This is a genomic window from Candidatus Pelagibacter sp., assembly GCF_052049575.1.
GTDB lineage: Bacteria > Pseudomonadota > Alphaproteobacteria > Pelagibacterales > Pelagibacteraceae > Pelagibacter.
Map to the genome: position 1 here is coordinate 548,617 of NZ_JBNGZQ010000001.1, position 26,671 is coordinate 575,287.

The 26,671-nt window shown below is 29.2% G+C and carries 28 protein-coding genes; 12 read left to right on the forward strand and 16 right to left on the reverse strand.

Going from position 1 to position 26,671, the window contains the following annotated elements; translation table 11 throughout:
- The first annotated feature begins 25 nt into the window (after positions 1-25).
- Both ACTT9C_RS02885 and ACTT9C_RS02890 read left to right on the forward strand, forming a co-directional pair.
- Positions 26-421 (forward strand): VanZ family protein, encoded by a 396-nt coding sequence (locus ACTT9C_RS02885; RefSeq protein ID WP_440923002.1) that lies wholly within the window; start codon positions 26-28, stop codon positions 419-421.
- Complete coding sequence (locus ACTT9C_RS02890; RefSeq protein WP_440923003.1) at positions 402-1,001, forward strand: transglycosylase SLT domain-containing protein; 600 nt, start codon at positions 402-404, stop codon at positions 999-1,001. The genes ACTT9C_RS02885 and ACTT9C_RS02890 overlap by 20 nt, the downstream gene beginning before the upstream one ends.
- Here the strand turns inward: ACTT9C_RS02890 and ACTT9C_RS02895 are convergent.
- Genes ACTT9C_RS02895 through msrA form a run of 4 tightly spaced genes read right to left on the reverse strand, consistent with a single transcriptional unit; the run spans position 991 to position 6,256 of the window.
- Positions 991-4,119 (reverse strand): efflux RND transporter permease subunit, encoded by a 3,129-nt coding sequence (locus tag ACTT9C_RS02895; RefSeq protein ID WP_440923004.1) that lies wholly within the window; start codon positions 4,117-4,119, stop codon positions 991-993. The genes ACTT9C_RS02890 and ACTT9C_RS02895 overlap by 11 nt on opposite strands.
- A complete protein-coding gene (locus tag ACTT9C_RS02900) occupies positions 4,119-4,988 on the reverse strand; it encodes an efflux RND transporter periplasmic adaptor subunit (RefSeq protein ID WP_440923005.1) in 870 nt (289 codons plus the stop codon). Before ACTT9C_RS02900 ends, ACTT9C_RS02895 begins: the two co-directional genes overlap by 1 nt.
- Positions 4,989-4,995: 7 nt before the next feature.
- A complete protein-coding gene (locus ACTT9C_RS02905) occupies positions 4,996-5,811 on the reverse strand; it encodes a rhodanese-like domain-containing protein (RefSeq protein ID WP_440923006.1) in 816 nt (271 codons plus the stop codon).
- Position 5,812: 1 nt separating this feature from the next.
- Positions 5,813-6,256 (reverse strand): peptide-methionine (S)-S-oxide reductase MsrA, encoded by a 444-nt coding sequence (gene msrA / locus ACTT9C_RS02910; protein WP_440923007.1) that lies wholly within the window; start codon positions 6,254-6,256, stop codon positions 5,813-5,815.
- A 35-nt stretch (positions 6,257-6,291) separates the two neighbouring features.
- Between msrA and ACTT9C_RS02915 the strand changes: the two genes are divergently transcribed.
- Both ACTT9C_RS02915 and ACTT9C_RS02920 read left to right on the forward strand, forming a co-directional pair.
- The gene (locus ACTT9C_RS02915; RefSeq protein ID WP_440923008.1) at positions 6,292-7,176 is read left to right on the forward strand and encodes a DMT family transporter; all 885 of its coding nucleotides are present in this window, start codon (positions 6,292-6,294) and stop codon (positions 7,174-7,176) included.
- On the forward strand, positions 7,169-7,804 hold the full coding sequence (locus ACTT9C_RS02920; RefSeq protein ID WP_440923009.1) for a DNA-3-methyladenine glycosylase family protein: 636 nt from the start codon (positions 7,169-7,171) through the stop codon (positions 7,802-7,804). The genes ACTT9C_RS02915 and ACTT9C_RS02920 overlap by 8 nt, the downstream gene beginning before the upstream one ends.
- On the opposite strand, the gene ACTT9C_RS02925 is transcribed toward ACTT9C_RS02920, so the two are convergent.
- The gene (locus ACTT9C_RS02925) at positions 7,791-8,090 is read right to left on the reverse strand and encodes a DUF1330 domain-containing protein (RefSeq protein ID WP_440923010.1); all 300 of its coding nucleotides are present in this window, start codon (positions 8,088-8,090) and stop codon (positions 7,791-7,793) included. The genes ACTT9C_RS02920 and ACTT9C_RS02925 overlap by 14 nt on opposite strands.
- A complete protein-coding gene (locus tag ACTT9C_RS02930) occupies positions 8,090-8,980 on the reverse strand; it encodes a hypothetical protein (protein ID WP_440923011.1) in 891 nt (296 codons plus the stop codon). The genes ACTT9C_RS02925 and ACTT9C_RS02930 overlap by 1 nt, the downstream gene beginning before the upstream one ends.
- Before the next feature lie 64 nt (positions 8,981-9,044).
- On the opposite strand from ACTT9C_RS02930, the gene ACTT9C_RS02935 reads away from it, so the two are divergent.
- Together ACTT9C_RS02935 and ACTT9C_RS02940 are read left to right on the forward strand one after the other, a co-directional pair.
- Complete coding sequence (locus tag ACTT9C_RS02935) at positions 9,045-11,585, forward strand: NAD-dependent epimerase/dehydratase family protein (RefSeq protein ID WP_440923012.1); 2,541 nt, start codon at positions 9,045-9,047, stop codon at positions 11,583-11,585.
- Positions 11,586-11,594: 9 nt separating this feature from the next.
- Complete coding sequence (locus ACTT9C_RS02940; protein WP_440923013.1) at positions 11,595-12,116, forward strand: phosphoribosyltransferase; 522 nt, start codon at positions 11,595-11,597, stop codon at positions 12,114-12,116.
- Between the two features lie 32 nt (positions 12,117-12,148).
- Here the strand turns inward: ACTT9C_RS02940 and ACTT9C_RS02945 are convergent, their stop codons facing one another.
- Positions 12,149-13,459 (reverse strand): NCS2 family permease, encoded by a 1,311-nt coding sequence (locus tag ACTT9C_RS02945; RefSeq protein ID WP_440923014.1) that lies wholly within the window; start codon positions 13,457-13,459, stop codon positions 12,149-12,151.
- Positions 13,460-13,585: 126 nt separating this feature from the next.
- Here ACTT9C_RS02945 and ACTT9C_RS02950 point away from each other — a divergent pair, with 126 nt between their 5' ends.
- On the forward strand, positions 13,586-13,891 hold the full coding sequence (locus tag ACTT9C_RS02950; RefSeq protein ID WP_440923015.1) for a hypothetical protein: 306 nt from the start codon (positions 13,586-13,588) through the stop codon (positions 13,889-13,891).
- A gap of 38 nt (positions 13,892-13,929) precedes the next feature.
- Here ACTT9C_RS02950 and ACTT9C_RS02955 read toward each other — a convergent pair whose 3' ends face one another.
- Both ACTT9C_RS02955 and ACTT9C_RS02960 read right to left on the reverse strand, forming a co-directional pair.
- Positions 13,930-14,376 (reverse strand): Hsp20 family protein, encoded by a 447-nt coding sequence (locus tag ACTT9C_RS02955; protein WP_440923016.1) that lies wholly within the window; start codon positions 14,374-14,376, stop codon positions 13,930-13,932.
- 100 nt (positions 14,377-14,476) lie between these two features.
- Positions 14,477-16,552, reverse strand: coding sequence for a S9 family peptidase (locus tag ACTT9C_RS02960; protein ID WP_440923017.1), 2,076 nt, complete (start codon positions 16,550-16,552; stop codon positions 14,477-14,479).
- A gap of 14 nt (positions 16,553-16,566) precedes the next feature.
- Between ACTT9C_RS02960 and ACTT9C_RS02965 the strand changes: the two genes are divergently transcribed.
- Positions 16,567-17,070 carry a J domain-containing protein gene (locus tag ACTT9C_RS02965; protein ID WP_440923018.1) on the forward strand — a complete coding sequence of 168 codons (504 nt, stop codon included), beginning with the start codon at positions 16,567-16,569 and terminating at the stop codon, positions 17,068-17,070.
- On the opposite strand, the gene ACTT9C_RS02970 is transcribed toward ACTT9C_RS02965, so the two are convergent.
- A complete protein-coding gene (locus tag ACTT9C_RS02970) occupies positions 17,067-18,029 on the reverse strand; it encodes a glycosyltransferase family 9 protein (RefSeq protein WP_440923019.1) in 963 nt (320 codons plus the stop codon). The two genes, ACTT9C_RS02965 and ACTT9C_RS02970, sit on opposite strands and share 4 nt — an antisense overlap.
- Before the next feature lie 48 nt (positions 18,030-18,077).
- Here ACTT9C_RS02970 and ACTT9C_RS02975 point away from each other — a divergent pair, with 48 nt between their 5' ends.
- The 4 genes from ACTT9C_RS02975 to ACTT9C_RS02990 are packed head-to-tail and all read left to right on the forward strand — an operon-like array spanning position 18,078 to position 21,703.
- Positions 18,078-18,962, forward strand: coding sequence for a dihydrodipicolinate synthase family protein (locus tag ACTT9C_RS02975; protein WP_440923020.1), 885 nt, complete (start codon positions 18,078-18,080; stop codon positions 18,960-18,962).
- A gap of 1 nt (position 18,963) precedes the next feature.
- Entirely contained in the window at positions 18,964-20,151 is a 1,188-nt protein-coding gene (locus ACTT9C_RS02980; protein WP_440923021.1) for a class I SAM-dependent methyltransferase, read from the forward strand.
- A gap of 29 nt (positions 20,152-20,180) precedes the next feature.
- Positions 20,181-21,380, forward strand: coding sequence for a hypothetical protein (locus tag ACTT9C_RS02985; RefSeq protein WP_440923022.1), 1,200 nt, complete (start codon positions 20,181-20,183; stop codon positions 21,378-21,380).
- Positions 21,381-21,409: 29 nt separating this feature from the next.
- On the forward strand, positions 21,410-21,703 hold the full coding sequence (locus ACTT9C_RS02990) for a hypothetical protein (RefSeq protein ID WP_440923023.1): 294 nt from the start codon (positions 21,410-21,412) through the stop codon (positions 21,701-21,703).
- Here ACTT9C_RS02990 and ACTT9C_RS02995 read toward each other — a convergent pair.
- From ACTT9C_RS02995 to argB, 6 genes are read right to left on the reverse strand one after another with little or no spacing between them, the layout of a single operon-like run.
- Positions 21,686-22,174 (reverse strand): SET domain-containing protein, encoded by a 489-nt coding sequence (locus ACTT9C_RS02995; RefSeq protein WP_440923024.1) that lies wholly within the window; start codon positions 22,172-22,174, stop codon positions 21,686-21,688. The two genes, ACTT9C_RS02990 and ACTT9C_RS02995, sit on opposite strands and share 18 nt — an antisense overlap.
- Positions 22,175-22,204: 30 nt before the next feature.
- A complete protein-coding gene (locus ACTT9C_RS03000; RefSeq protein ID WP_440923025.1) occupies positions 22,205-23,128 on the reverse strand; it encodes a histone deacetylase family protein in 924 nt (307 codons plus the stop codon).
- Positions 23,125-24,282 (reverse strand): succinyl-diaminopimelate desuccinylase, encoded by a 1,158-nt coding sequence (dapE, locus tag ACTT9C_RS03005; RefSeq protein ID WP_440923026.1) that lies wholly within the window; start codon positions 24,280-24,282, stop codon positions 23,125-23,127. Before dapE ends, ACTT9C_RS03000 begins: the two co-directional genes overlap by 4 nt.
- 2 nt (positions 24,283-24,284) lie before the next feature.
- Complete coding sequence (dapD, locus tag ACTT9C_RS03010; RefSeq protein ID WP_440923027.1) at positions 24,285-25,112, reverse strand: 2,3,4,5-tetrahydropyridine-2,6-dicarboxylate N-succinyltransferase; 828 nt, start codon at positions 25,110-25,112, stop codon at positions 24,285-24,287.
- Between the two features lie 3 nt (positions 25,113-25,115).
- A complete protein-coding gene (locus tag ACTT9C_RS03015; protein WP_440923028.1) occupies positions 25,116-25,808 on the reverse strand; it encodes a pyrimidine 5'-nucleotidase in 693 nt (230 codons plus the stop codon).
- Positions 25,805-26,653 carry an acetylglutamate kinase gene (gene argB / locus ACTT9C_RS03020; protein WP_440923029.1) on the reverse strand — a complete coding sequence of 283 codons (849 nt, stop codon included), beginning with the start codon at positions 26,651-26,653 and terminating at the stop codon, positions 25,805-25,807. Before argB ends, ACTT9C_RS03015 begins: the two co-directional genes overlap by 4 nt.
- Between the last annotated feature and the right edge of the window lie 18 nt (positions 26,654-26,671).

Sequence of the window (26,671 nt, forward strand, 5' to 3'; positions counted from 1 at the left end):
ATTTATAAAAAAATCATTTAACTAAATGTCAAAATTTTTTTCTACATATAAAGTAATATTTTATATAGTTAATGTCCTTTTAATTATTTTATATCTATATCCTGGAAGTCTATTAGGCTGGATAATTTATGATAATAAAAGTATACAACCTCAAATAACTCCAAATTTTGTTATATCATCAAATCATTTTTATGTATTTGTATTAATTTCAATTATTGGCTTTTTAACTTTTGCTAATTTCAAGAAAAATATCTTATTAATATTATATTTAATTTTTCTTTCTATCACGCTTGAAATTTTTCACCTATTTATACCTGAAAGAACTTTTCAATGGTCTGATTTATTTGGAAATTTATTAGGTGTTATTGTTGTAATTCTTCTTAATAATTTTATAAATAAATATGGTAGATTTAAAAAATAAATTATTAATTTTTATTTATTTTTTCACAATCGGCTGCTCATCAATTCCTTCAAACACTTCCAATAGTTGTTCAATTTTTAGTGAAAGATATTTATGGTATAAACATACAAAAAAAGTTGAACAAAAGTGGGGCACACCTATCTATATTCAATTAGCGATAATAAAAATGGAGTCTGATTTTGACTGGCTTGCTAAACCGGCAAGACAAAAAATTTTTAAAGTGATACCTTATAAACGACCCTCTAGTTCTTTTGGTTATTCGCAAGCAATTAAAGGAACTTGGGAGCAATATAAAAAAGAAACTGGTAATAAATTAGCAACAAGAGCAAGATTTAAAGACAGTGTTGACTTCATTGGATGGTATACAAATAAATCAGAAAACATTTTAAAGATATCAAAGAAAGATGCTTTCAAACAGTATCTTGCATATCACGAAGGATGGGGAAATTATAAAAATTATAAAAAAAATAAAAAAGTAATTGGATTAGCTAAAAAAGTCGAGAGGCAATCTAATAAATACAAAAATCAATTATTGAAATGTAAAAGTAAATTAAATAGAAAAAAATATATTATTTTTTAGACAATTCTTTTTTTAGTTCTAAGTCAACTACATCAATCCTTTTTGTATTTTTTGCTAATGCGAGATACATTGAAGGAGTGACATATAAAGTAAAGAAAGTTGAAATAATCATTCCCCCTAATATTGTAGAACCAACCGCTAATCTTGAACCCTCTCCTGCACCTGGGCCAAAATTTCCAATCACTAAAGGCATCATTGCAATCATCGTACTTAATGATGTCATTATAATTGGTCTAAACCGGACAGCGCACGCTTCTTTAACAGCTAATTCAATAGTTTTTCCACTAGATCTAATTTGGTTTGCGTAATCTACAATTAAAATACTATTCTTAGTTGAGATACCTATTAGTATAATTAATGCAATTTGAGAAAAAATATTTACTGAGCTATTTAAAAATAAAATAAACACTAGTCCTCCAAAAATAGCCAAAGGCACAGTTAAGATTATTACAAATGGATGAACAAATGAGTTGAATGTTGCAGCCATAACCAAATAAGCAGTTAATAAAGCTAAAGCGAAAATTATAAATAATTCATTACTTGTCTCTTTAATTTCCTCTGATTTTCCTTTCCAAGTAATTTGATTTTCTGGTGCTAAATCAACCATCACATTTTCGAAGTATTTAATCGCTTCTGTTAATGTATACCCCTCACTAATATTTGCAGAAATTGTTACAGCTCGTTGTCTATTATATCTAGCAAGTTCCTTTGCTGAACCTTCTTCTTTAAAACTAACGAGATTTGCTAAAGATATTAATTTTCCATTGGTTTCAGAGCGAACAAATATTTTTGAAACACCTTCTTTATTTCGTCGATCAGATAAATATTGTTGAACAATTATTGGATATTCTTTACCTAGTTTATTAAAAGTTGTTATTTTTTTACCCCCATAAAGTGTTTCAAGTGTTTCCCCAATTGATTTAGTCGAAACGCCTAAATCTTTGGCTTTATTTTTATTTATTATTAACTTTACCTCTGGTTTGTTTCGATTGTAATCAGACTCAATTCTTGAGAGATTTTTATTAGATCTGAGTTTTCGTATTACTTTTTTTTGTATCGCTTCAAGTTCTTCGTAAGTATTTCCATAAATGACCATTTGGACTGGTTTGTTGTAATTTGATACTCTAATAGATTGAGGAGATATAGGAAAAGCTAGGGCTTGGGGTAAGGTCACTATTTTTCCAATTGCTTCTCTAAGAACAACTTGTTGACCTTTTTTACGATTTTTCCAATCATCAAGTAGAGCGATTATTATAAAACTATTATATGAATTAGCTGAATTTCCAAAACCTGGAACACGCATTATAAATCTTGAATATGGGCTATCCTCAGCTTGTAGCAAAGGAATAAGTCTTGCCTCTACTTTTTGGGCTTGTTCTTGAGTATATTCAAAAGAGCTTCCCTCATCAGTTGAGCCAATTATTAGATATGCTCCCCGGTCCTCCATAGGCAAAAGTTCTTTTTTTGAGAAACTAAATAAAAGCACTGAGGCAACTATTATAAAGATAATAAAAAAGCTTACACTTTTAGTTTTATTAGTAACAAAAACTAAAGTCTCCTCATAAAATTTTGCAAAGTTTGAAAAAATTTTTTCAAATTTTTGAATAAAAATTTTTTTTGATTTTGTTTTATATAAAAATTTACTTGCAAGCATTGGTGACAAAGTTAATGCAACAAAAGAAGAAACTACAATTGAAAAAGATAATGCAATCGCTGTTTCTCTAAACAATGTTCCAGAAATTCCCTCAATAAATATTAATGGTAAGAAAACTGCTACTAAAATTAATGTCGTAGCAACAATAGCAAAAGAAATTTGTTTGGAGCCTTTATAAGCTGCAACGAGCGGGGTCTCACCATTCTCTATTCTTCTGTATATCGCATCTGTCATAATTACTGAGTCGTCTGTGATTATCCCAATCGCTAAAATAAAACTTAAAAGGACAAAAATATTTATAGAAAGACCAAATATGTATAAGCCTAGAAATGATGCTATTAAACTCACGGGGAGTGCAATAGCAGGTACGATGACTGCCTTTAAATTCCCTAAAAATAAATAAATTATCAATACTACTAAGATAAACGCAATAACCAAAGTTTTATATACTTCTTCAATTGCAGCCTCAACATAGTTAGCTCTATTGAATGAAACCCTTAAATCCAATTCTTCTGGTAAAGATTTTTTTACTTCAACAATTTTTTTTTTGATATCATTCGAAAGCTCTACCGTTGAAGCACCACTTCTTGCATAGATACCTATTCCTACAGTTTTCAAATTTATTTGATCTTTAGTCTGAGCTTTAAAAAGAGTTTTCTCTGATACTGGGCCAAATTCAACGTTTGCTACATCTGATAATTGAATTACACGATTACTGGTTTTTTTGATGGGTATTTGCTTTATAGTTTCAATATCGTTGTATGATTTATCTAGATTTAGTGTTAAATCGATATTATCTGCTTCCAACGTTCCTGCAGGCAAACTTACATTTTCGCCACGAATTGCAAATTCAACTTCTTTAATGGTTAAATCATTAGCTGCAAGTTTAATAGGATCAATCCAAACTCTAATGCTTAATTCTCTTAATCCACCAACTCTTATTCTTCCAACATTTTTAACACTTGAAAATTGGTCTACAAGATATCTATCCGCGTAATCTCCTAATTCAAGGTCACTCCATGAGGACGAGGATAATGACAGCCACATTGTTGTTGTAAACCCTGCAGCTCGTTTAAGTATTTGCGGTGGATCTGACTCAGTTGGCAAGTTATCCACAACTCTTGCAACTCTTTCTCTTATATCATTGGCAGCATTATCTAGATCAATACTCGTATCAAACTCGACATTAATTGTGCTTCTTCCATTTTCGGATTTCGAGTCTATATTTTTTATACCTTCAGCCCCACCAATAACATCCTCAACAACTTGTGTAACTTCTTGATCTACTATCGAAGCTGATGCAGACTTGTAGTCTACTTGAACTTGAACAACAGGTGGTTGAATTCCATTTGGCAATTCTCTTACGGGTAATTTCCAAAAAACAAATAAACCAAAAATGATTAGTATCAGTGACATAACCCAAGATACCGTCGGTCTTTTAATACTTAATTCAGTAATAAACATTATTTATTTATAGGTTTTATTTTTCCACGTGGCATTACCTTTTTTAGACCCTCAGCCACAATTATATCACCCGCAATTAAGCCTGAAATTATTTCAATGTTACTATTGCCTCTAAGGCCAGTTTTTACCTCAGTTTTATTTGCAATATTTTCTGCATTAATTTTGTAAACATATGATTTATCGCCCTCTATCATCACACTTGTATCAGGTACACTTAAAGAATTTCTCAAATCAAATTTTACTCTTACCTCTAAAAGTGAGCCTGAAATTAATTCTAAATTTTCGTTTTTCACTTTTATTCTTGATAACAAACTTCTGGTGTCTGCATTTATTCTACTTGAAACAAAATCTATTTCGCCTGAAAAGATTTTATCTTTAAAACTTGATAAGGTAACTTCGACTGGAAGACCTTTTTTTATAAATGTAGAGTAACTTTCTGGAATTTTAATATCTGAGTAAATTATTGAGTTATCATCAAGTGTAATAATAAATATGTTATTTGAAACAAGAATGTCCTCAGTTAAACCTGTGTAGCCAAGAACCCCACTAAATGGAGCCAATATATCCCCACTTTTTAGTTTAATTAAAACATCTCCTTTTTTAACAAAATTCTTAAGTTTTAAATCCTCAAAAAGATCATCTTTTTTAATCTTAAAAGTTTTTGATTTTTTAGAAATTGCCGTACCGTAGGTTTCTATTTGTTCAGAGAATTCTTTTTCAATAACCTCAGTTACAATTATTCCTGGTGGTGGTCTCTTACTGAATTTTTTTTTAAAATGATCACCAATCATGGATCTTCCAACAATTACAATTGTAATTATTAAAAAAAACACAAATATTATTGAAATTGTTTTCGTAGATCTTTTCATATTAAATTTAAATTAATCCGTATTCGGCCCAAGAGCCATCATATATACATGGAAGATATTTATCATTAATTAAAGAATAAGCTAGTGCCAAAACACACGCTGTAACACCTGAACCACATGAAAAAACAATCTTTTTTTGCTCTAAATTTTCAATGCTTGTTTTAAAAATTTTTTTAAGCTGATCTTTATTTTTAAAAGTTTTATCATCGTTTAGACAGTCATTAAATGGTATACAAAAAGAGTTTTTTATACATCCGCTTCTAAGACCTATTCTGGGTTCAGGGATTTTACCTTCAAATCTTTCTCTACTTCGAGCATCAATTAATGTGAATATTTTTTCGTCTATATTTTGATCAATTGCTTGTTTATTCTTAACAAGATATTTTCTCTCGCTACCTTTATAATCTGATTTATCTATATTTGAAATTTCATCAGTTACTTTCTTTTTTTCTTTAAGCCATTTTCTTAAACCACCATTTAAAACATTTATTAATTTTGGATCATGTCCGTAATAGATAAAATTAAACCAACCACGACATGAGCTTATAACATCTGAATTATCATAAATGACTATTTCATCATTTTTTTTAATTCCCATATTTGAAACAATTTTATCCCAAGTCATTTGGTCAACTAACATATGTGGTAAAGCAGTATCTTTTCTTGAATTTTCATCTATATCAAAAAAAATTGCGCTTGGTATATGAAGGGATTTATATTCCTCAAATCCATTTCTTTGTGTTTGAGGCATATGCCAAGAGCAGTCAATAATTTTCACCTTAGTAAGGTTTTTTTCCAACCAATCAGTTTCAACTAAAGACATGCTATCGCTTTTCCAAGTATTTTTGATGATATTCCTCAGCTGGACAGTAATTTTTTAGTAAAGATATTCTTGTTACAACTTTTCCAGATAAACGCGCATTCACTTCATTTAATACCTTCTCAGCTATTATTTTTTGATTGTCATTAAGATAAAATATTTCACTTCTATACTGAGTTCCAAAATCTGGTCCTTGAGAATTTAAAGTAGTTGGATCATGAATTTGAAAAAATATTTTTAAAATTTTTTCGTAAGAGATAATTTTTTCATCAAAATCTAGCTTAACCACCTCAGCATGATTTGTGTTGCCAGTGCAAACCTCTTTATATGTGGTAATAGAGCTATTACCTCCACAGTAACCAACTTCTGTTTTGATTATGCCATCTATTTTACTGAATTTAATTTCAGGTCCCCAAAAACATCCAAGTGCTAAAACAGCTATTTCCATTGAATAAGATTTAATTTAATTTACAAATTATTCATATGCTAAGTAAAAATCAATTGGGATTTTTGTACATGTTTTTGTCCATTTGTGCATTTTCATTAATGGATTTAATTGTTAAGTGGTCTGTAGATTATCCTATTGGGCAGGTTTTGTTTTTTAGAGGTTTTTTTGGGATAATTTTTTATTTTTTTATAATTCCAAAAGAAAGATTTCATAATTTTTACAAAACTCAACGACCAGGATTACATGCTTTAAGATGTGGCTCAGGATTAGTTGCTCTAATTGCAATATTTATTGCTTTAAGGCAGCTGCCATTAGCAACCGTTGTAAGCATTTCTTTTGCTGCTCCAATATTTACAACAATATTATCTATTTTTCTATTAAATGAAAAAGTAGGAATCTTTAGGTGGTTAGCAGTTATCATAGGCTTTGTTGGAATTCTCATAATTACAGAACCTGGGATCACTGAATTAAACATTTATTATATTTTTCCGATTATATTTTGTTTAGGTCTATCTTATGTAGCCATAACTATTAGACAACTGTCAACAACCGAACCAGTGTGGTTAATTTCTTTTTATTTTTCCTTAGCCATTACATTATTAAGTTTTTTAACTATCCCTCAAGGCTGGGTTATGCCTACTTTGAATCATTTCATACTTTTATCTTTGATAGGTATTTTTGGAGGTGTCGCAAACTTGTGGTTAAGTCAATCATATAAATTTTCAGAGGTTTCTTTAGTAACTCCCCTTAAATATTTGGCTTTAGTTTTCGCTATAATATTTGGATATTTCATTTGGAACGAGATACCCACGTTCAAAACGTTAATGGGGGCCTTATTGGTGATTTTTTCAACACTTATAATTTTTAGACGGGAGATTTATAAAAAAAAAATTATAACATCTAGGTCAATTAATGAGTAAAGTACCTAAATACTGGAACAAAGCAAAAAAATATTTATCAAAAAAAGATCAAACTCTTTCTAAGTTAATCAAAAGTTATGAAAGTCCCTCAGAAACTATTTTAACTTCAAGAAGAGATATTTTTTTTTCGTTATGTAAAAGTATAATTGGACAACAAATAAGTGTTGCAGCAGCGAATTCTGTCTTTTTAAAATTTAAAAAAAAATGTAAAAATAAAATTAACGCAAAAACAGTATCTAGACTGACCTTTACTCAATTGAAAACCTGTGGATTAAGCAGACAGAAAGTATTAGGTATAAAGAGTTTAGCGAAGCAAACAATAGAAAAAACTTTTAATCCTAAATTAATTAATCAAATGTCAGATGAGGAGGCTATAAATTATTTATCACAATTAAGACAAATAGGGAGATGGTCAGCTGAAATGATTTTATTATTCACATACAATAGATCAAATATTTGGCCGATTCAGGATATCGGCCTTCTAAGAGCTATTTCAAAAAATTATAAAAAAAAATATTTACCACCTGATAAATTTGTATCTTTATTAAAAAAAAGGTTCAGTCCCTATTGTTCTGTTGCAACGTGGTATTTATGGAGAAGCATAGATCCTGAGCCTATTCAGTACTAAACCCCTCAACCACTTGCATATGTCTTTTTGTAGTTTTTTTTGCTACTGCCCAACTATCTTGATATTCTTTAGAGGAGTGACACTCTAATGCTTTGGCATAACTTGGAAATTCCCATACAACAGTCCTACTAAAATCATCACCATTAAAAGTGTCATGCTTACCACCTCTTATTAATGGCACGCCACCGTAACTTTTGATCACTGGTGTAGCTAACTCTGAATATTTTTTCAGATTTTCCTGATTGTCAATTTTAAAATATAAGCTAACCCAATATCCTTTTTTCATTATGCCAGCCATTTATCATATTTAGTTTTATTTTCACTGATATATTTTGGTAATTCATTAAAATTCATTACTTCTAGAGCAACACCTTTTGAAAACTGATTCTCTCTTTTATCTGCCGATAGATTATATACCGATTCTTTATTTTTGATCCTTTTTTCAATATTTTCTATTCCTATAGGGTTTAGGTCATACTCTCTATGATGAGTGTACGACTGAAGTTTTTGTTCAATCAATTCAGGGGTATTTAAATATGAAAAATGCCAGCCACCATTATCAACAAAAATTATATTAGTATATTTAATTTTTGAAAAAAAAGTATCCACCCTCCATTTCGGGTAAATTTTAGGCTTTATATCTCTAAGCCACTGAGGTGATACAAGATTCTTTTTTTTGCAAGCTCTTGATCCTACCCAATTATAATTTTTTTGATAAAGATTGAATTTGTAATAACACATTTTTTGATTAAAAAAAATTAAGTTATCTTTAATTTCATTAACATTAATTTTTTTCAAATTCGGTATTTCATCAATATCGGAAATTATAATTATATCATTGTTATCAACCCCATTAATTCCAGTTGATATATAATTTCTTTGAAAATTATCTCTTCTATAACCATTTAAAATATATTTCCTGGATTTTTCATTATCTGTGTCTTTATCATTAATCTCTTCAATATTTGTTGGTTGTTTTTCAGATACAAAATATTCAATTTTATTTTTAAATTTTGAAAAGTTGTTAATATTAAAATTTAATTTTTTTTTTTGGCCTCTATGATTGAAAGTACTTTCAACAATTATGAATTTATCAACAAATTGATTTAAGTAATTTAATCTTACTTCTAGTATTACATCCTCATTATAATACATAAAACAGTCATAAATTTGCATATTATGGTTCTTAATGATTATTAAAATTGATGTAAAGTTTTAAATAATTTGTTAAGAAATACCGATGAAAAAAATCGTTATAACTGGTGGCTTAGGTTACATTGGTACTGAATTATGTAAAATTTACTCAGGATATAGTTGGAATGATAAAATTACAGTAATTGATAACAGATTCATTTCTGAAAGAGTCAATCAAATTAGAAATTGGAATATGAACTTTGTCCATGGTGATATCTTAGATAAAGAGTTGATAAATGAATATTGTAAAGACGCAGATATTGTTCATCATCTGGCAGGCATAACTGATGTACCAAGAGTAAAAAGTGAGAGTACTTCCGCTAAAGAGGAATTAATAAGAAAAGTAGCAGAAGAGGGAACGCAAAATATTTTAGATGTCATCAGTAATGAATGTAAAATTATTATGCCATCTTCTCATGTCGTATACGAGGGATTAAATAGTATTAAAAAAAATATTAAAGAGAATGAGGAAACTTGTCCAGTTCTATCATATGGTAAATCAAAAAATAATAATGAAAATCAACTTAAAAATTCAGGAAAAAACTTTGTTATATTAAGGCTCGGATCTGTCTACGGTTACTCAACAGATACTGCTAGAATAGATATTATGGCAAATTTTTTTGCAAAAACCGCGTCACAAAATGGAACACTCAGACTTTTTGCAGGTGGAAAACAAATTAAAAGCTTGGTTCCTTTAATAGATGTAGCTAGATGTTTTAAATTTATGGAAGAAAAAAAAGATATTAATTATGAATTATTTAACCTAACAAAAGACACCGTGACTGTAAAAGAAGTTGCTGATATATGTAAAAAATATAATCCGAACATCTCTCTAAGAGAAACAAATGATGAAATTCCTAATTTAGGTTTCTCTTTGTCAAATGAAAAGATTTTAAAAACAGGTTTTAAGTTTTTATATGCATTGGATGAGAGTCTTAAAGAAATGATTACAAAATGGTCAAAACAAAAATTAATTAAAGATCTCGAAATTGTAAGAGATGGAGATAATGAATTCATTGATAACCGTGGAAAAATAAGCAATCATGAGCTTACAGAACCAATAAATATGATCGGTTTAATTGATTCAAAAAAAGGTACTATTAGAGCTAATCATTATCATCCTCAACAAGAACAAAAATGCTTATTTACTAAAGGACAAATTATCGAAATTTTTCAAGATATTTTAAACCCTAATTCACCTAAAATTACTCAAGTAGTAAATCAAGGACAGTTGTCAATTATTAAACCTAATGTAGCTCATACTATGATTTTTACAAAAGACACTACTTTTTTAAATTTGGTGAGGGGTGAGAGAGAGCACGAAAATTACGGAATAACTCACACCATTAAGCATGTATTTGTTAACGAGAAGGAAAGAGATTTATTATTAAAATATTATAAGTTTGAATGTAGATCATGTGGAAATGAAAAGCTGAAGAGGGTTATTTCCTTAGGATATCAACCACTGGCAAATAACTTATTAAATAAAAAAAATGAAAGTACAGAGTTGTATCCTTTAGAATTAAATTACTGTGAAAAATGCCACAACTGTCAATTATCAGTTTCTGTTGATCCTAAAAAGATGTTTTCAAATTATCTTTATACATCTTCAACCTCTAAAGTTTTTAGAAATCATTTTGCTAATGCTGCTAAACAGTATGTGAGGGACTTTAAACTTAAACCAAAAACCTCATACATAATTGATGTTGGTAGTAATGACGGTGTTGGTTTGAGACCTTTTAAAGAATTAGGGTTTAAAAATATCCTAGGTATAGAACCTGCAAAAAATCTTTCTAAACTGGCTAATGAAAATAACATTAAAACATTCAACGGTTTTCTTGAGAAAAAAAACCTTAAGAAAATTAAAAAAAATGCTGACCTAATTTTAGCCTCAAACGTTTTTGCACATTCTGATAATCTTAAAGAAATGGCAGAATGTATGATAAAATTATTAAAAAAAAGTGGTACTATTATAATAGAAGTTCAATATTTACTTAATACTCTTAAAGACTTAACATTTGATAACATATATCACGAGCACTATAACTATTGGTCTTTAACATCACTTATAAATTTTTTTGAAAAGTTTGATTTAACAATATTTAAGGCTCAAAAAATAAATACTCATGGTGGCTCAATAAGAGTTTATTTAAAAAAAAAGAAAATTAAAATTGAAAAAAGCGTAAAATTTTTACTAAAAGAAGAGGAAGATTTTGGTGTTAAAAAATTTAGCGCATACCAAAAATTTTCTGATCAAATTTACAATATTAGAAAAAATGTAATTAATAATCTAAATAAGTTAAAAAAAGATAATGATCAAATAATTGGTTATGGTGCTCCTGCAAAAGCAACAACTGCATTAAATTTTTATGGTGTAACAAATCAAATTGATTTTATAATTGAGGATAATAAATTAAAACATGGTAAGTTTATTCCTGGAGTAAAAATTCCTATAACATCAAAGGCGAAATTAAAAAAAAAAGCATCAAAAATTTTGGTATTAGCATGGAATTTCTATGATGATATAAAAAAAAATAACTCAAATTTGTCAAAAGATTTCATAAATATTAAAGATTTAGAAAAATAGATTTAAGTCATGTCAAAAAAAATGATAGTAAGCTGGGAAGAATACAAAAAAATCGTTGAGAAATTAGCAGTTGAGGTTCACAAAAACTACAAGCCAACTGTTTTAATTGGTATTATGAGGGGCGCAGCTCCTATAATTGATATCTTGTCAAGAATTCTAAAATTACCGATAGCTTACATAGTCATTCAAAGTTATTCAGGAAAAGGTATTGAAGATCAACAGGGTCAACTGATGTTCGCAAGGGAAATAAGTTCTTTGGCAGACAATAAAGATTTTAATAAAGTTCTATTAATTGATGATTTATCTGATACGGGTCTAACACTCAATAAAAGTATTGAGTGGTTGAAAAATTATGGACCTACAAAAGATTATATCAAAGAGGTAAAAACAGCTTGTTTATGGAAAAAAAAATCATCTAAATTTGAACCAGATTTTTGTCCAATCAGATTAGATTCAGATCCATGGATTGTGCAACCAACAGAACATTACGAGGAATTTTCGATTGAGGAAATAATTGAAAGAAACGAATAGGGCTAGATAAAAAATCTAGCCCTATAAAACTTTTAAGCGACCGCGAAGCTTACAACACTTAGTATTGCAACAACCCATATTGCTGGAGAAGTGCTTGAGAATTTTCCAGTGAATATTTTTATTAAAGCATACGAAACAAATGCCAAAGCAATTCCATTACTGATACTATAAGTTAAGGGCATAGCAATCATGGCTAAAATTGCAGGAGCTGACTCTGAAATGTCATTCCATTCTATATCAGTAATATTTCTAATAAATAAAACAGAAACAAAGAGTAAAGCGGCACCGTCAATTTGTTTAGGTAAACTAGTTGCAAGAGGTGCAAAAAATATACATGCTAAAAATAATATACCTATCACAAGGGAAGTCATCCCGGTTTTACCACCTGCCTTTACGCCAGCACCTGACTCAACATAACTAGTAACAGTTGTTGTTCCCATCATGGCACCCGTAACAGTCCCAACGCTGTCAGACAACATTGCTTTATTAATGTCTTGAACTTTTCCTTGTTTATCAACTTTACCTGCAACGTTTGCAACAGAAGTTAATGTTCCAGCTGTATCAAAGAAATCTATAAATAATAAAGTAAATATTACTGTAGACATTCCTGCAGTCATGGCAGCGGACAAGTCAAATTCAAAAAGGTATGTCATCGGAGGAGGCGCACTTGCTAAACCATTAAATTTAGCCAGACCAGTAGCCCAAGCAATAACACTAAAAAATAAAATACCTATAATGATATTCCCTTTAACATTCATTTTTTCAAGTACGATAATTGCAATAAATGTTGCACATCCAAGAAGTACTAATGGGTCGCTTAAATTTCCAAGCTGTACTAGTGTTACAGGATTATCAACTACAACTTCCATAATTTGTAATCCAATAATTGCAAGAAATAATCCAATACCCGCACCAATTCCTAGTTTTAAACTTTTTGGAATTGAGTTAATCAACCAGGCTCTTATTGGCGTAAGTGAGATGATTAAGAACAATACACCAGCAACCAAAACTGCACCAAGAGCTTCTTGTGGCGTATAACCCATACCAGCACAAACTCCAAAAGCAACAAATGCATTAATACCCATACCTGGGGCTAGTCCAATTGGCCAAGTTTTTCCGTAAAAAGCCATTATAAAACAAGCCAAAGCCGTTGCTAAAATAGTTGCTGTGTACACCGCGCCGAAATCAAAGAAACCTTTTTCAGGACCGGCGAATTCTCCTGATAAGATGAATGGATTTAAAAACATTATGTAAGCCATTGTTAAGAACGTGGTTGTTCCAGCAATTACTTCAGTTTTAAAATCTGTTTTATGTTTTTTGTATTCAAAATATTTTTCAAGCATTTATCCTCCTATAAATCGCAAAATATTTGATTCTTTCCAGTATTACCCCTCAAAACTAATTCTTATTAACAATTTTCAACCCACAAGTTTATATTTATGCCATAATTACGTTGTTATTATAAAATTATGAAAAAAATTAAGATCCTAATTCTAAATGTATTAATAATTTTTTCTTTATTGGGTTGTCAGACAATTAAGCAAAAAACTGACGCTATTGTTGAGAAGGAAAATAAAAAATTAAGTGCATTTATAGGCAAGTCATCTCAGGATTTAAAAAGCAGCTTAGGTAGCCCAGATGAAGATTTTAAAAATGAAAAAGGAAATTTAGTTTTAGTTTATAACACAAAAAAATACGGAATACCTTGCGAAAGAAGATTTGAAGTAAATGCAAAATTGATCGTTATTGGATTTGTTTCTAACGGTTGCTTTTGATTACCTGCGGAGAATCTATCTCCGCAAGCAAGGTATACTTATTTAATTTCAATAAGTTTTCTTTTTTTATGCTCAGGAACAATCCTTTCACAAGATACTGTTAAAAGACCATCTTTTAACTCAGCACCATTAACTTTCACATCGTCAGCTATAGTAAATGATCTGGCAAATTGTCTTTGAGAAATACCTTTGTGAATTATTTCTCCATCAGCATTATTATTTTCAGATTTATTAACTTGTTTGGTTCTTACAGTTAATAAATTGTCTTCAAACTCAACTTCAACATCGTTTTTATTAAAACCAGCTAAAGCAACTTCGATTGCATAATTATCCTTTCCAGTTTTTCTGATGTTATAAGGTGGGTAGTTTGACTGCATAGTCAAAGAACCATTACCAAGCATATTTTCAAACTGGTCAAACATATCGTCAAAACCAATTGAAAAAGGTCTTAGTGAGTTGAATATAGATAAATCCTTACTTGTCATAATATCCTCCTTTGTTAAGCAAGTTTATTTATTGTTAGCCCCATTAGGCGACCAACAAAGCTTATATGGGAGTTATTTTATTTTTTTCAAGATATCAAACTCAAATTTTTTCAGAGATCTTCAATATAAATGCATAGTCAAAAGCTATTTCTTCAATGGCACCATCTCTACCTGACTTTCCTCCGTGGCCTGCGTTCATTTCAGTTTTTAACAAAAGTAAATTATTATCAGTTTTTAAATCTCTAAGTTTGGCGGTAAATTTTGCTGGTTCATCGAATAGCACTCTATTATCACTTAAGCTTGTAGTGATTAACATGTGAGGGTAATCCATTTTTTTAATATTGTTATATGGAGCATAAGAATAAATATAATCAAAATGGTCTTTTTTATCTTTTGCATTTCCAAACTCATCAAATTCTCCAACAGTAAGGGGCAAAGAATGATCTAAGTTAGTTGTTAGTGAGTCAACGAACGGCACAGCCATAACAATTCCAAGAAATAATTCTGGTGATTTATTTACTACTGCTCCCATTAATAAACCACCAGCTGATCCACCCATACCAATAATTTTTCCTTTTGATGAATATCCTTTTTCAATCAAAAACTTTGCTACGTATATGTAATCTTCAAATGTATTTTTTTTATTAAGAAGCTTTCCTTCTTTCCACCACTTCATTCCTTTTTCCATTCCTCCTCTAATATGTGCAGTTACCCAAATAATATCTCTGTCGATTAGACTCAATCTAGTTGAGGAAAAATCTGGAGTCATTGAACTTCCATATGACCCATAGCCATATAAAAGTAAATTTGCTGAACCATTAATTTTTGTTTTTTTGTGCCTGGTAATTGTAAGTGGAACTAATCTTCCATCATGAGAAGGGCACTCCAGTCTTTCGACTATATAGTCATCTGGATTATGACCGGATGGGATTTCTTGTTCTTTTACTAATTTTTTTTCTTTTGTTTTTAAATTGTATAAATAAGTTTTACCTGGTGTTTTTGGGGATGAATATGACAAGTAAACTGTGTCAGTATTTTTATTTTTTTGAGTCAACGAAACACTGGGTACAATCACAGATTCGTCAGTAAATTTTAATTCTTCCTCAATTCCTGTTTTTTTATTTCTTACAAATAATTTTCCTAATGCATTTGATTTTTCTCCTCTGATAATCCAATCATTTAAAAATATTAATCCTCCTATTAAAACTTCTTCTTTAGCAGCTATATAAATTTCCCACTTTTGATTTGATAAATCTTCACATTTTTCGATTTTAAAATCCTCTGCATCATCATTAGTATGACAATAAAAATATCCACCCCAAGAATTGACTGAATAAATTACACCCTTTTTTCTTTTTATAATTAATTTTGGCTTTGGGTTTTTTTCTGTTACCTCAAAGTAATATTGTTCAGAAGTATTATGATCCGATGTTGTTATAAAAAAATATTTTTCATCTGAACTCAAACTCATGCCCACAGTAAATGCTTCACTTTTCTCTTCAAAAATAAGTTCATCATTTTTGACTGATGATCCAATTTTGTGTCTATATATTTTTCTTGGTCTATGAAATTCATCAAGCTTTGAGTAAAAAAAATATTGATCGTCCAAACTAAAAGTAATACTTCCACTTGTTTCTTCTATTTTCTCGGTGACTAATTTTCCTGAGGTAATATTTCTTATGTAAATTGTATAATATTCAGATCCTTTTAAGTCTAAAGAATAACCTAAAAGTTTGTCATTATAACTTACCTCTAAATCACCTACGCCGAAATAATCAGTTTTTAATTTCTCTTTTTCTACATCACCATTCCAAAATTCTTCAACAGTATCACTTCCAATTTTCTTTCTAAGTTTTATCGAATAATTTCCTACCGCAGTTGTTTTAGTCCAATATTCATATTTTTTGTCTTTAAATTTTAACGATTCATCATCTAATTTAATTCTACCTTTAATTTCATCAAATAAGATTTTCTGATATTTTTTTGTGTCTTTTAAATTATGTTCTGTAAAATTATTTTCCTCTTCAAGATATTTCCTAACATCTGGAAGTAGCTTGGAACTATCTTTTAAAACCTCAAGAATGTTATCCTGATGGATCCAACTATAATTATCTTCCCAAGTGGTATTGTGACAAGATTTAAGCTCTGGTTTTTTTTTAAGTTGTGGTATTTTCATTAGATCAAAAATATATGAATATAATAATTTATACAGTAGTTATATTAACCATTTTTTATTTTCTACTACGTTTTATAACCAACATTTCATCTAGGAAAATTTCAAAAGGCTTAAGATTTTTAATTATATTAGGATTAATTGCTTTAGCAGTATTGTTTGCTATTGGTGGAAAATTTTTATTAACCCTACCTCTTACTTTGGCAAGTTTAGCTTTATTAAAATTAAAAGGCTTATCTATTTACCAATTAATCTCTCTTTTTAGACTTATTCAAACATTAAGAAAATCTGGTCGCTTTTCTTTTAACCAAACAGGTACCAATAACGTATCGTCTATATCAGTTTCAGAGGCGTATAAAATTTTAAATTTAGATATGAATAAAAAAGTTACCAAAGAGGATGTTAATAAAGCATATATAAAAATCCAAAAAAAGATTCATCCTGACATTTCTCCCGAAACTTCAAGATTATCCTCAATTGTTAATGAGGCTAAGGATATTGTGCTAAACGATATTTCTTAAGCAATAATTTCTAAAAATCTCTCAAAAATTCTTTGTGGATTAACTTTATCTTTACCTAAAGTATTATGTGTAACTGTGCTTTCACCTTCTGGAATTATTGGAAACATTTTTGAGCTATAATTTCCGTAAATTAAGGGAGTATCAGCCATTAAAGTAATCGTTTTAATACCTAAAGCTGAGGATAAATGACTAAAGCTCGAGTCATTACAAATGGAAACATTACAATTCTTAATTAATGGTAAAATTTCATTGATAGTAAAATTATCTAAACGAGTACAAAAATTCTTAAATTTAGACTGCAAAATTTCGTTTAATACTTCCTGTTCTTCTTTTGTCTTACCTGTTGCGAGAAAAAATCTGCAATTTTTCATATTTGATATTTTATCAATTACACTTAAGAAAGTTTTTGCAGGAATTCTTTTTGTAGGTCCAGAACCACCTATGCCCAGGAGAATATTTGTAGTGTTTTTATCTATTTGAAATTTTTGTGCTGCTTTAGAAATTGAATCATTGTCGATTTGCACTTCAGGATCTTCATTAATGTCTAAATCTAAATTTTCTTTTAAAAATTTTTTAGGAGCCTCAATTATGTGTTGTTTGTTTTTTGTGAACAATGGATATTGGTAAATTTGTGGAATACCTGATATTTTAGCAATTAATTTAAATCTTAAAGATGAATTAAAAATAAAAATTTTATCGAACTTATGTTTTTTTAAATCGGTTGCTAAATTAAAAATACCAAAAAAACCACCATGTCTATTATTCGTTTTATTATCTCTTTCTAAGATAAGAATTTTATCAATATATTTTGTTTGGTGTAAATATTGATTAGCTTTTGAATTTTCTTTAACCAATATATTTATTGGTGAATTAAATTTTTTGTATAAAGCCTTTATAAATGGCAAGAAAATTATGGTATCTCCAATACCCATTCTGCTCTGTATTGCTAATATTTTCATATAGTATTTATAAACTTTACTGAGTATATTTTTATATAAATTTTTATTATGACAAAAATAAGTGGAATTTATGCTGCTTCGATGTCAGTGCTTAACGATGATTTAAGCTTGAATGTTGAAAAAACAATAATGCATGCCGAGAAACTTATCGATCAAGGCTGTCATGGTACGGTAATATTTGGAAGCACAGGTCAGTCTCAATTAATACCTATTTCAGAAAAAATTGACTTACTCAACAATCTCTCGAAAAGCAAATATCAGAATAAACATATAATTGGCACAGGTCTAAACTCTTTAGGTGAAACAATAAATTTTATGAAGATAGCAATTTCATTGAACGTAAATAAATTTTTAATCATGCCTCCCGCTTATTATAATTATGGTGATAAAGAGGTTTTGGATTTTTATTCTAGAATAATTCATTCAGTGCCAGATTGTAAGATTATTCTTTACAATTTTGAAAAACTTAGTGGTTACAAATTTAGTCTGAAGTGTGTAGAGACACTTGTAAATAAATTTCCAGAACAAATAGTTGGAGTAAAAGATAGCTCTTACAATTTATATGAAAATTTAAAGCTTAAAAATTTTTCTATTTTACCAGGTTCGGAGACTAAATTGTTAAAAGGTTTGGAATTAGGATGTTCTGGTATAATAACTGCAACATGCAACGTTACAGCAGAATTATCTAGGCAAGTTTATGATGATTTTTTTGCTGGAAAAAAGCAGTTACATAATGATAAGTTATGTGATGTGAGAAGCACTTTTGATAAATATAATCTTATTTCAGGTTTACATACTTACTGTGCTCAAAATGACAATATATATAAAAATATTTTACCACCACTAAGTCTCTTAAATCGAAATGATGAAGAAGAATTAATGAATAGATTAAAGGATTTAGAATTTTATAATAAACCAACCCTGGCGGCATAAAATGCAATTAGCAAGATTTCTTAATAAAATTTTTAAAAAGGGTGGTTTTGTATTAACCGATGCTAATTCCAAAGATTATATTATTGGAGAACCAGACCATAACCCTATTAAATTAAAAATTTTAAACAAAAATCTTCATTATAAATTGTTATTTCATCCTGATTTATATTTTGGTGAGGCATATACCAATGGTGAAATTGTAATTGAAAACGGCACACTTACGGATTTTTTAGATCTTGCCTTAATGAATTTTGGAAGGGGAGAATTAAACTTTTTCAGTTATTTAATTAATAGATTAAGGGGATCATATAGATATTTAACTAACTTTAACTTTATTAAAAAATCCAAAATGAATGTATCTCACCATTATGATATTCAGGACGACTTGTATGATTTATTTTTAGATCCAAAAAGACAATATTCTTGTGCATATTTTAAAAATGAAAATGATAGTTTAGAAACAGCTCAAAATAATAAAATTCAACATATAATTAAAAAATTAAATATAAAACCTAATCAAAAAGTTTTAGATATTGGATGTGGCTGGGGTTCACTTGCCATCGATATAGCCAAAAGTGCTCAATGTGAGGTAACAGGTATTACTTTATCAGAGAACCAACTTAATTATTGTACCCAAAAAGCTAAAGAACTCAATTTAGAAAATCAAGTAAAGTTTAAACTAATGGATTATAGAGAGTTAAATGAAAAATTTGATAGAATTGTAAGTGTCGGGATGTTTGAACATGTTGGAAGGAAATTTTACAAAAAATTTTTCAAACAAATCGAAAAAATGTTGAAAGAGGATGGGGTATCACTGATACATACCATTGGATCTGTAAATCCTCCAAGAGATCCTCATCCATGGATTACGAAATATATTTTTCCTGGTGGTTATACTCCTAGTTTAAGTGAAGTAACCAACCCCATTGAAAAAGCTGGCTTAATAGTGACAGATATTGAAGTTTTAAGGCTTCATTATGCGCACACGTTGAGACATTGGAAAGAAAATTGCTTAAAAAATAAAGATAAAATTATTCAAATGTTTGATGAAAAATTTTTTAGAATGTGGGAGTTTTATCTTGCTGGTTGTGAAATGGCATTCAAGTGGGGAGATCAAGTTGTATATCAATTTCAACTTACCAAAAATTATAATTCAACACCTGTGACTAGGGACTATATTTATCAATAAATTATTGATAGGGTCATTTCTTCTCAGAAATGAAAAAAAAACAAAAAAAATCAAAAAAAAAGACTAAAACTAAAAAGAAAAATAAAGCTACCAAAGTTAAAAGAAAAATAAATAGAATTAGAAAAAGCTCTAAAAAACAAAGAAAAAATAAGTTAATTAATAAAAAAAAAAAAAATAAGTACAAAAAACTAAAAAAAGTCAATTACCTACCAAAAATAAGAAAAAAACAGAAAGATAGTCTAGTCTTAAAATTGGTTAAATTTCAATTATCTCTTAAGCCTAAGTTTAATTTTAAATTTAATTTTGGTTTGGAAAAAAGCATTCAGAGTTTTTTTGATAAAATTTCAGAAGTAATTTCTGACTACAAGATATTAAAAACTGATGAAAAAAGAAGGATAAAAATAGAAAAAATTGAGAGAGAGAGAGAAGAAAAAATCGAAGAGGCAAAGAAGAAAAAAGAAGAAGAAAATTTGAGATTAAAGCTGAGAGAGCTAACGTTAAAAGAAGAGAAAAGATTAGAAAAACAAAGAACGAAAGATATAAAATTATTTTTAAGAAAAGAACAAGCGCTTTTAAGAATTGAACAAGCAGAAAAGCAAAAACAATTTTTAAAACAATTAAGATTAGATAAACAAATTGAAAAATTCAGAATAAGAGAAGTTAAAGAACTAGAAAAACTTGAGAAAATTTCCCTAAAAGAAAAAAGAGAAGATTATTCTGGACTACAGGAGAGAATCGACAAATTAAAAGAAAGATACAGATTACTCAGAGATCAAAAAATTAAAGAAAGAGTTGAGGCGCTAGGTGTTAAACTTCAAGGTAACGAGGATAGAGAAACCTTATTAGAAAAAGAAAAAGAATATACATTAGCAAGACAAAAAGTTGAATTTGCACTTGAGAGCTTTTATAGAAGCGCAAGTAGTTTAGTATTTCAACTCAATAGAAGACATATTACCCGTGATATGTCTATTTTTAGATGTATTGATAGACGATTTGAAACTGGAGAGGTTTTTATTAAATGGGATGAGTCATCTGACGATGAGTGGTTATTATTAATTTATATAAAAAATAACTCGCCAGATGAAGGAATTGTTATCGAGGATAAAACAAATCCAGAAAAAAATCTTTCTCATGAGTTTAGAAATGTGGATATCTTTAAAGCTTCAGATACCATGGTAGACTCTTTAACACAGCTCATTGCTAGAAAAAGAGATAAAAATATTAATTAATCTTTAAATTTAATTAGGTATTATACCTTATGATTTTGGGTTCAATTTTTTTAATAATTTTATATTTAGTTTTTAGATATATTATCGCTTGGATAACTTATTTTAACAATTTAGATCCAAGACTTGGTGATAGCACTTGGAGATTTACTTATGATTATCCAGTAGCTGGTGAAAGAGATATTTCAGATTTAGATGATAAAGATTTTGTAAGGCTAAGAAGAAAGAAAAATAAAATCGTATTATTAATGTATTCTATAGTTTTAGTAATGTTTATATCTTCTATGTCTTTATTAAGTAAATTTTTATTATTTTTTTTTAGTTAGTTTTTTTTTATTACCCATAGCAAACTTTTTATTTATTCTCCATCTAGACTCTTCTCTTACAATATAACCACAACATTTTTTTGAGCCACATTTACAAGGAAATTGTTTATAGTCCTCATCATAACCAAAACCATAATCGCAAGTAAATTCTTCTCCCTTTTTAATATCTCGAATAGCTGTAATCCAAACTTTTAAACCTTTCCCATTATAATCGCAATTGTTGTCACAGCTGTGATTTATTAGTCCTGCAGTATTCCAAGAAAAGTCTCCATCAAGTGTATATTTTTTGTTTAATGTAAATAAATAAATTGGTTTTTTGTTATCAAACTTTTCTGACTCATCAACTTGTTTATTTGTAATAATTTTTCCGACATAATCTATTATTTTTGTTCCCTCTTTAATATCTCGTGTAGCATAAAGACCTTTTCCTTTATTATCAATTTTAGATTTTTTTATTTTATACAATTTCATTTGGATGATTTATGATGAGCTAAAAATTATTTAATTAAATTCTATTAGAGCATTTATATGCTCGTTTGCACTTTCAGCTAAAGCGTTCAAATCATATCCACCCTCAAGTATAGAAACAACTTTTCCATGAGTGAATTTGTTAGTAGCAGTTAATGTTCTTTTGGTTATCTCATAGAAGTCTTTGGAGCTTAGTTGAAATTGAGCCAAAGGATCATCTTTGTGAGCGTCAAATCCAGCTGAAAATAATAAAAAATCAGGTTTATATTCAACCAACCTGTCCAAAACTCTATCAAATGCGTTAAAATATTGTTCAGAGTTTGTACCTGCTGGTAATGGTATGTTTAGCGAATTATTAAAATCACCTTTGTCTTTATCAGTTCCTCCTCCAGGATAAAAAGGATATTGATGAGTAGAAATGTATAATGAATTCTTATTACTACGCATAACATCGTAATTTCCATTACCCCAGTGCACATCAAAATCTACACAAGCAACCCTTTTGTAGTTATATTTACTAATTAAATAATTAGTAGCTACACCTGCGTTTGATATGCAACAGAATCCCATTGCTTTGTCTTTTTCGGCATGATGTCCTGGAGGTCTTGATAGACAAAATGCATTTTTAAATTGATTATTTTCTATGCCATCGATTGCCCTAATTGTTGAACCCGCTGCCTCAAAGACCGCTTTTTTGCTTTCTGGTGATACTACCGTATCCCCATCTAAAAACTTTAGTCCTTTTTGAGGAAAAGAACTTTTTAAATTTTCTAAGTAATTCTTGGAATGTGTCATAGCTAATATATTTTCAGGTACTTTGTCTGGTTTGTCCCAAATTAAGTCTTTTCTTTTACTCAATTTTTCTTTAATAGCTATTACTCTCTTTGGTTGTTCAGGGTGACCATCACCAGTGATATGTTTTTCGTAAGAGTCTGAATTAATTATTGCAGTTCTCATAAAAAATAAGCCTCTAAAATTTTTGAGTAAATTTTCGTAAGATTTCTTAAATCTTTTAAAGATACTGCTTCATCAACTTTATGCATGGTCTTTCCAACTAACCCAAACTCTAAACCTGGGGATATCTTTTTGATAAATCTCAAATCTGAAGTACCACCAGTGGTAGATAATTTTGGTTTCATATTAGTAACTTTTTTGACAATATTTTGAATCATAAATGTTGTTTTGTTTGGCTTGGTCAAAAAAGCTTCACCAGAAACCTTATAATCAATTTTAAATTTTGATTTATTTTTTTTATTAACTTGAATAAGAATTTTATTAATTTTTTTAATTAAGGATTTTGAAGAGTGTTTGTTATTAAATCTTATATTGAATGTTGCCTCAGCTGTTGCAGGAATTACATTATCAGCAGTATTATCAACATTTATTTTTGTCACTTCTAAATTCGTAGGTTGGAAATTTTTGGTTCCTTTATCAAATTGAATGTCTTTAAATTTTTTTAAAACTTTTACAATTATGCTTGAAGGATTATTGGCCCTATCAGGATATGCGACATGGCCTTGGATGCCAAATATAGTTAATTTACCAGTTAAGCTCCCTCTTCGACCAATTTTTATCATTTCACCTAATTTGTTAGGATTTGTTGGTTCACCAACTAGACAAAAATTAATTTTCTCTTTCTTATTTTTTAAATATTCTACAACTTTTTTTGTACCATTTACAGCATCACCTTCCTCATCACCTGTAATAAGTAAACTAATTGATCCATTAAACTTTTTATTTTTTATCAAAAAAGTACTTACAGCAGAGACAAAAGCTGCAATTGAGCTTTTCATATCATTTGCGCCTCTACCAATTAAATAGCCTTTTTTTACAGATGGTCTGAATGGATTTATTGTCCAATCTTTTATGTTTCCTGGAGGCACTACATCTAGGTGACCTGCGTAACAAAAATTTGGCCCTTTAGTTCCAAGTCTAGCATATAAGTTTTTAACGGGCTGGAAACCTTTTTCTTTAAATTGCAATATTTTTGTTTTGAAACCTAGTTTTTTTAATTTTTTTTCTAAAAATTTCATCACACCCGCATCAAGAGGAGTAATAGATTGAAATTTGATTAGCTCTTTGGCTAATTTTAACTCATTAAAGGTTTTCATTCTTAATCTCTTAAGAGGTCATTTATAGATGTTTTTGATCTTGTTTTCTCATCTACCTGTTTAATTATAACTGCACAATACAAAGATGGCGCAGATGAATTATTTTTATCAGGTAAAGATCCTGGAACTACGACTGAATAAGGCGGAATTTTGCCGTAAGAGATTTCACCTGTTTTTCTATCAACTATTTTGGTTGATTGACCTATATACATTCCCATACTTAAAACTGACCCCTCACCAACAATTACTCCCTCCACTACTTCAGACATCGCTCCTAGAAAAACATTATCCTCGATTATTGTTGGAAGTGCTTGAGCAGGTTCTAACACGCCGCCAACACCTGAGCCAGCAGATATATGACAATTCTTTCCGATCTGACAACAGCTACCCGCCCTTGCAAAAGTATCAATCATTGTCCCCTCATCTATATATGCACCTATGTTAACATAGCATGGCATAAGTACAGCGTTTTTACCAACGAAGGATCCTTTTCTTACTGGAGAATTAGGAACCATTCTAAAACCAGCTCTCTCATGGTCCTCTTTTGTCCATCCAGCAGTTTTTCCTTTTAATAAATGTGATTTGTCGTACCAACTACTATATGGACCATTTAAATTTTCCATTGGATAGATCCGGAAACTTAACATAATTGCTTTTTTCAAATACTGGTGAGTTATCCATTCACCATTAACTTTTTCAGCCACCCGAGATTTACCACTATCTAAGTCACTTATAACCTGATTTATTGCATCTTTAAGTGATTTATCTGAATTCTGATTAACTTGATCTTTATTTTCCCAAGCATCATTTATAATTTTTTCTATAGACATAATTTATTGACTTTTTAATAACCTTATTTCTTTAAGAAATAAAGACAGATTTTCAATTTTATGAGAAATATAATCTTTATCAGAATCTATCTTACCAAAATGTTCATCGTTAATTAACCAAACAGTTGCACAGCCTCGTTCATAACCAATACTCAGGTTTTTTGCGATATCTTCTATATAAATGGTTTCTTTTGGATTTAATCCAAATTTTTTAACCATTAAATCAAAAGTTTGAGCCTCAGGTTTTGGCACATACCCAGCGTCTTTAATATCAAAAACTTTATCCCTTCCAAAAAGATCATAAACACCTAAATGAGTTAAAATATTTTCAGCATGCTCAGCGCTTCCATTAGTAAAAATAAACTTTTCCATGTCTAATTTTTCAAGTTCATTCCTCATTATTTTGTCTTCTTTCATAAATGAAAGATCTATTGTGTGGACATATTTTAAGAATTCTTCTGGTGGTATATCATGATGTATCATTAAACCATTTAAGCTTGTATTATATTTGTAGAAATAATTTGTCTGTAATTTTTTTGCTTCTTCCATATTTATTTTTAGTCTTTCAGATATAAACATTGTCATTCTTTTGGAAACTTGACCAAATACTCTTTCAAGGGAATAATTATTGTGTTTTCCGTAACAAACCCCATCAAGATCCAATAGAAGATATTTCATGTCTTTAAAATTTTTCATTTTCTTATCAAAGTCCCAGAACCCTTGTCGGAAAAAATTTCAAACAATATAGAGTGTTGCTTTCTTCCATCAATTATACCTACTGCTGTAACCCCATTTTTAACTGCATCTAAACAAGTATTTATTTTAGGTATCATTCCCTCTGTGATAATATTATTTTCAATCATTTTTAAAACTTCTGTTGAAGTAATCTCATTAATTAGTTTTTTGTCTTTATCTAGAACTCCTTCTACATTGGTCATTAATAGTAATCTTCTGGATTTTAATGACTTTGCGATCGCACCAGCAGCTGTATCACCATTAATATTATATGGATGATTATCATTTCCTAAGCCCAGTGGTGAAACTATTGGAACTTGATTTTGATTAAGAATTTTTTTTATAAGATCATTATTAATTTTCTTAGGCATTCCTACAAAACCCAGTTCTTTTGATTCTGGCGTTACCTCAATTATATTGTTTTTTTTTGTATGAATTGAGACTGCATCAGTGCCAAATTTTTTTAAAGAATCAACAATATCATTATTAAAATCAATCAATACTGACTCAACAACATTTATTATCTTTTTATCTGTTACTCTTAAACCTCTAATAAATTTTGATTGAATATTTGATTTATCTAGTTCTCTTTTTATTCTTGGACCTCCACCATGAACGACTACAAACGATATACCTAACTTACTGAGTATATTTATATCTGTTATAAAATTGTCAAAGATATTTCTATCTATAAAAACATTTCCTCCGTATTTTATTACTATGAGGTCATTTTTATATTTTTCTATGTATTTAGACACTTCATTAATTGGTGGTCCATTTTTTGGAAGTATTTTTTTTAAATCCATTTTTATTATTGTGTAATA

What these genes read in the sequence shown, in the direction of transcription:
- ACTT9C_RS02885 (WP_440923002.1), top strand. Translation starts at nt 26, where the DNA reads ATGTCAAAATTTTTTTCTACATATAAAGTAATATTTTATATAGTTAAT.
- ACTT9C_RS02890 (WP_440923003.1), top strand. Translation starts at nt 402, where the DNA reads ATGGTAGATTTAAAAAATAAATTATTAATTTTTATTTATTTTTTCACA.
- ACTT9C_RS02895 (WP_440923004.1), bottom strand. Translation starts at nt 4,119, where the DNA reads ATGTTTATTACTGAATTAAGTATTAAAAGACCGACGGTATCTTGGGTT.
- ACTT9C_RS02900 (WP_440923005.1), bottom strand. Translation starts at nt 4,988, where the DNA reads ATGAAAAGATCTACGAAAACAATTTCAATAATATTTGTGTTTTTTTTA.
- ACTT9C_RS02905 (WP_440923006.1), bottom strand. Translation starts at nt 5,811, where the DNA reads ATGTCTTTAGTTGAAACTGATTGGTTGGAAAAAAACCTTACTAAGGTG.
- msrA (WP_440923007.1), bottom strand. Translation starts at nt 6,256, where the DNA reads ATGGAAATAGCTGTTTTAGCACTTGGATGTTTTTGGGGACCTGAAATT.
- ACTT9C_RS02915 (WP_440923008.1), top strand. Translation starts at nt 6,292, where the DNA reads ATGCTAAGTAAAAATCAATTGGGATTTTTGTACATGTTTTTGTCCATT.
- ACTT9C_RS02920 (WP_440923009.1), top strand. Translation starts at nt 7,169, where the DNA reads ATGAGTAAAGTACCTAAATACTGGAACAAAGCAAAAAAATATTTATCA.
- ACTT9C_RS02925 (WP_440923010.1), bottom strand. Translation starts at nt 8,090, where the DNA reads ATGAAAAAAGGATATTGGGTTAGCTTATATTTTAAAATTGACAATCAG.
- ACTT9C_RS02930 (WP_440923011.1), bottom strand. Translation starts at nt 8,980, where the DNA reads ATGCAAATTTATGACTGTTTTATGTATTATAATGAGGATGTAATACTA.
- ACTT9C_RS02935 (WP_440923012.1), top strand. Translation starts at nt 9,045, where the DNA reads ATGAAAAAAATCGTTATAACTGGTGGCTTAGGTTACATTGGTACTGAA.
- ACTT9C_RS02940 (WP_440923013.1), top strand. Translation starts at nt 11,595, where the DNA reads ATGTCAAAAAAAATGATAGTAAGCTGGGAAGAATACAAAAAAATCGTT.
- ACTT9C_RS02945 (WP_440923014.1), bottom strand. Translation starts at nt 13,459, where the DNA reads ATGCTTGAAAAATATTTTGAATACAAAAAACATAAAACAGATTTTAAA.
- ACTT9C_RS02950 (WP_440923015.1), top strand. Translation starts at nt 13,586, where the DNA reads ATGAAAAAAATTAAGATCCTAATTCTAAATGTATTAATAATTTTTTCT.
- ACTT9C_RS02955 (WP_440923016.1), bottom strand. Translation starts at nt 14,376, where the DNA reads ATGACAAGTAAGGATTTATCTATATTCAACTCACTAAGACCTTTTTCA.
- ACTT9C_RS02960 (WP_440923017.1), bottom strand. Translation starts at nt 16,552, where the DNA reads ATGAAAATACCACAACTTAAAAAAAAACCAGAGCTTAAATCTTGTCAC.
- ACTT9C_RS02965 (WP_440923018.1), top strand. Translation starts at nt 16,567, where the DNA reads ATGAATATAATAATTTATACAGTAGTTATATTAACCATTTTTTATTTT.
- ACTT9C_RS02970 (WP_440923019.1), bottom strand. Translation starts at nt 18,029, where the DNA reads ATGAAAATATTAGCAATACAGAGCAGAATGGGTATTGGAGATACCATA.
- ACTT9C_RS02975 (WP_440923020.1), top strand. Translation starts at nt 18,078, where the DNA reads ATGACAAAAATAAGTGGAATTTATGCTGCTTCGATGTCAGTGCTTAAC.
- ACTT9C_RS02980 (WP_440923021.1), top strand. Translation starts at nt 18,964, where the DNA reads ATGCAATTAGCAAGATTTCTTAATAAAATTTTTAAAAAGGGTGGTTTT.
- ACTT9C_RS02985 (WP_440923022.1), top strand. Translation starts at nt 20,181, where the DNA reads ATGAAAAAAAAACAAAAAAAATCAAAAAAAAAGACTAAAACTAAAAAG.
- ACTT9C_RS02990 (WP_440923023.1), top strand. Translation starts at nt 21,410, where the DNA reads ATGATTTTGGGTTCAATTTTTTTAATAATTTTATATTTAGTTTTTAGA.
- ACTT9C_RS02995 (WP_440923024.1), bottom strand. Translation starts at nt 22,174, where the DNA reads ATGAAATTGTATAAAATAAAAAAATCTAAAATTGATAATAAAGGAAAA.
- ACTT9C_RS03000 (WP_440923025.1), bottom strand. Translation starts at nt 23,128, where the DNA reads ATGAGAACTGCAATAATTAATTCAGACTCTTACGAAAAACATATCACT.
- dapE (WP_440923026.1), bottom strand. Translation starts at nt 24,282, where the DNA reads ATGAAAACCTTTAATGAGTTAAAATTAGCCAAAGAGCTAATCAAATTT.
- dapD (WP_440923027.1), bottom strand. Translation starts at nt 25,112, where the DNA reads ATGTCTATAGAAAAAATTATAAATGATGCTTGGGAAAATAAAGATCAA.
- ACTT9C_RS03015 (WP_440923028.1), bottom strand. Translation starts at nt 25,808, where the DNA reads ATGAAAAATTTTAAAGACATGAAATATCTTCTATTGGATCTTGATGGG.
- argB (WP_440923029.1), bottom strand. Translation starts at nt 26,653, where the DNA reads ATGGATTTAAAAAAAATACTTCCAAAAAATGGACCACCAATTAATGAA.